Source organism: Pseudoalteromonas sp. Isolate3 (assembly GCF_022398505.1).
GTDB classification, from domain to species: domain Bacteria; phylum Pseudomonadota; class Gammaproteobacteria; order Enterobacterales; family Alteromonadaceae; genus Pseudoalteromonas; species Pseudoalteromonas apostichopi.
Map to the genome: position 1 here is coordinate 1 of NZ_JAKEVN010000198.1, position 3,694 is coordinate 3,694.

The 3,694-nt window shown below is 39.8% G+C and carries 1 protein-coding gene; it reads left to right on the top strand.

Going from position 1 to position 3,694, the window contains the following annotated elements; genetic code table 11:
- The first annotated feature begins 40 nt into the window (after positions 1 to 40).
- Entirely contained in the window at positions 41 to 3,475 is a 3,435-nt protein-coding gene (locus tag L1D46_RS20030) for a hypothetical protein (protein ID WP_239978123.1), read from the top strand.
- The last annotated feature ends 219 nt before the right edge of the window (positions 3,476 to 3,694 follow it).

The window sequence follows — 3,694 nt, forward strand, 5'->3', positions numbered from 1 at the left end:
TATATAAATAATTTTAAAATAGCTAACTAGGGAGAGGTCAATGCCTTTATTGCGATGGCTAAGTATTATAGTTTTCAGCTCATTGTTAGTTGCCTGTGGCGGCGGTGGGTCATTAGAGAATGATAGTGGTTCACTTGGTGGTGGGGATGATGGTACAACCGATAACCCAAGTTTTGTCGTTGCTGTTCAAGGTTTCGTAAAGGACTCAGATCAAGAATCGAGCTCAGTAACATCTGATACACCATTAACTATATTAGCTTCTCTGACCAGTAATGGTGATGCGGTTTCAAGTGAAGTTATAAGCTTTAGTTTAGATGGTGACATTGGCTTGCTTGATCCTGTTTCTGGTACTGCTCTGACTAATGCTGGTGGTGTCGCGTCAATTACACTAACTGCGGGTGATACTGCGGGTGCAGGGATTATTACTGCTACTTATGTTGTTGGTGATGAAACATTCAGTGATACCTTTGGCTTTACATCAGATGGCTCTGAAACAGATGACTCAAGTGTTAGTGGCAGTATTACTCTTGATGTGTCAATTTTAGACAGCACAGGCTCGCCATTTACAGTTGAAAACCCTGTTAGCAAAGATAATAAAGGGACAGTTACTGCAACCTTATTAGAAGAAGAACAGCCTTTACAGGGGCAGCTAATTTCTTTTACAACAAATTATACAGGCAAAATCACTCCTGTATTAGGCACTGCATTAACTGATGCAAATGGTGAAGCTTCAGTAACGTTAAGCAGTGGTGATTCTAAAGGGGCTGGTCAAGTTGTTGCTACATACACGGATGAAAGCGGTAACACAATCACTAAAATCGCAGGCTTTATTTCAAATGGTGATGATGCCCCTGTTGAAAGTGCCGAAGCGGAACTTGATATCAAGCTGTTACAAGGGTGCGCAACTAACTGGGAGGCTAATCGTAATACAACATCACTTGAAACAACTTACCTAGCTTCAGGGTGTAGCGTCGTAAATCAGTTTTCATCTGACGAACTCATCGACGTTATGGTAAAAGTGACTGATACAAGTTCGGGTGATGGTATCGACGGTATTATCGCTGAGCTTTCGACTGATCTTGGCGCTTTATTACCAGAATCAGGAAAAGCGCTTACTGACAACTTTGGTTTTGCAATTTTAAAACTACAACCTGGCGCAAATAGTGGTGCAGGTGAAGTATCTGTAACTGCTAAATCTGTGACTGCATCGAAAGCATTCGAAATTGCAACTGCTGAGTTAAGTGTAGAAATTTCAAATGGCTTATATAACAAGGTAGATGACGCCGGTAATGTAATTGATGACGAATTTGTGCCACTTGCAGCGGGTGCAACAACGGTTATTACAGTTAGTATTTATGATGCTGACGGTGAGCTGTTTGTAACGCCATTAGATGTTGAGTTTACATCTGGTTGCGTTGAATCTGACCTCGCTGTTATGGATGACACCGCAACGAGTATTAGCGGTATTGCAACTGCAACATATAGAAGTAACGGCTGTAACACAACACAAGGTGATACGGTCACAGCAACAGTCCTTACCGGGGGAACACCAAAAGTTGTTTCAGTGAATGTGCCAGTATCGGCCGCAGCTGTAAGTTCGATTGAGTTTGTTGAAGCTACCGAGAATGTAATTGCACTAAAAGGGACTGGTGGTGTATCTCGCAAAGAAATTAGTCAACTTACATTTAAGTTAACTGACGAAATTGGTAATACGGCAAAACAAAAGCGATTAGATTTTCGTTTGAGCTCGACTAATGGTGGCATTTCACTTTCTGAAGTAACAGATGCGACAGGTTATTCGCATGCAAGTGTTTCTACAGATTCAGAGGGCTTAGCAAGAATTCAAGTTAATTCAGGCTTTGTACCTCAAGCTGTTCGCGTACAAGCGTGCTACATACCAGATGAACTGATTCCTGAAAACCAAAACGATAATGTAACTTGTTGGAAAGAGCTTTATGATGAATGCCTTCTTGATGAATCTGAGCGAGATAACAATGTTTCATGTCCAACAGGTCAGCTTTCTTTAGTTTCATTAGATGAGCAAGTAACAACCGTATCTGATCTTGTTTCAATTAGTTCAGGTTTACCTGATGGTAATAGTTTTACGGCTGCCCCAACAAACTTTAATGTCGAAGCATTAAATTATAACGGTGATCATGAGGAAATTAACGTTTATCTTGCAGATCATTTTAATAATCCTGTACCTGATGGCACATCTGTATATTTAACAACAGAAGGCGGTGCTATAGGAACAATTGATGGCACAGAGTTTAACCCTCAGCTTGAGTGTAATACAGTTGATGGACAATGTGTTGCCCAGTGGCGTTCACAAAATCCAAAACCATTTACAGAAGCTAAGTGGGGTAACAGAATCAACAGCATTAATCCAAAAACTGATGCAATTAACTGTGATCTTTACTTTGGAGCCGCAGCGCCTTGTATGGCAGGTATTTTAAACGCTGCATTCAATGAAAATGGCGTACCGCTAGGAGGCCGTGCCACAGTACTTGTCACAGCAAAAGGTCAAGAGTCATTCATCGACATTAATGGTAACGGCCGTTTTGACACCAACGAATATTACAGTGGCTATGACCTGACAGAAGCATTTATCGATCATAATGAAAATGGTTTTTATGATGGTTTAGCAGCAATTTACGACCCAGTTACTGCATCAGTGACAAAGGCTGCTGAAAATTGTCAAGAAGGTGCTACTGATGATCCGTGTAGTCCAGAAAATACGAATGCCGGACACTTCGAAGAAAGCTGGGATATTGACCTTAATGGCATGCATACACTAGCGGATGGAAAATATAATGGTTTAGTATGTAAGTCAGAGGCAACAACGCCAACAGATGGTGATACTTTTGAAAGCCTATGTACTAAAGAATTAGTTGATATTCGAGATTCGTTTGAAATTATTATGTCTGGTAGTACTGCGTACAGTCGATTTGTAGTTACAAAAAATGAGCTGCGTAGCCGATTTGCAGATGCTCTTGCTGAAACAACTGAAGATGATCCTACAGTTTTCACAGATAATGCAATGCAACTAGCGCAAGATATCGAAGAATGTAATAACATTTACCGCCAAGCTGATACACAATCTGGGGCAATTATTCTAAGTTTAGAGCCAACAGATAATACAGATTACTGTGATGTTGGTTCGATTAACATAACTACTGCAGATTCAGGTAATCAATTAGCCGCATTAACTTTTGCAGTTTATTACTCTGATATTTTTAATAATCCAATGCCTGCAGGGACCAGTGTTTCAGTAACTGCAGATAATGGAGAATACAGCGGCACTGATGGCTTTGAGCTTCGAAATTCAGCTGCGACAGCAGCGTTTGGAGAAGTTTTATCAATAAGTCGAGAGTCAGAAGGAAATGATAAAACTGAAGGCTTTTTAACTGTTGAATTTACAACTGGAAAAGGCAACATTTCAACTGCTCGAATTGCAATTACTGATGATGGCTAATAAGTAGTTATTTGTTTAAATTTAAAAAAATGCCAACCAGAAGGTTGGCATTTTTGTTGCTGTTCTATATATTCCCCTTGAAATTACCGCAAAACGCCACATTGACTAAATTAGCAACAAAAATTGTTTAATTATTCAGTCAATGAAGAAAAGTTTCGATTAAAAGCTTGTAACAATTGGTGTTTGTAGATATACCTATAAATATTCGTGCTCCAATGT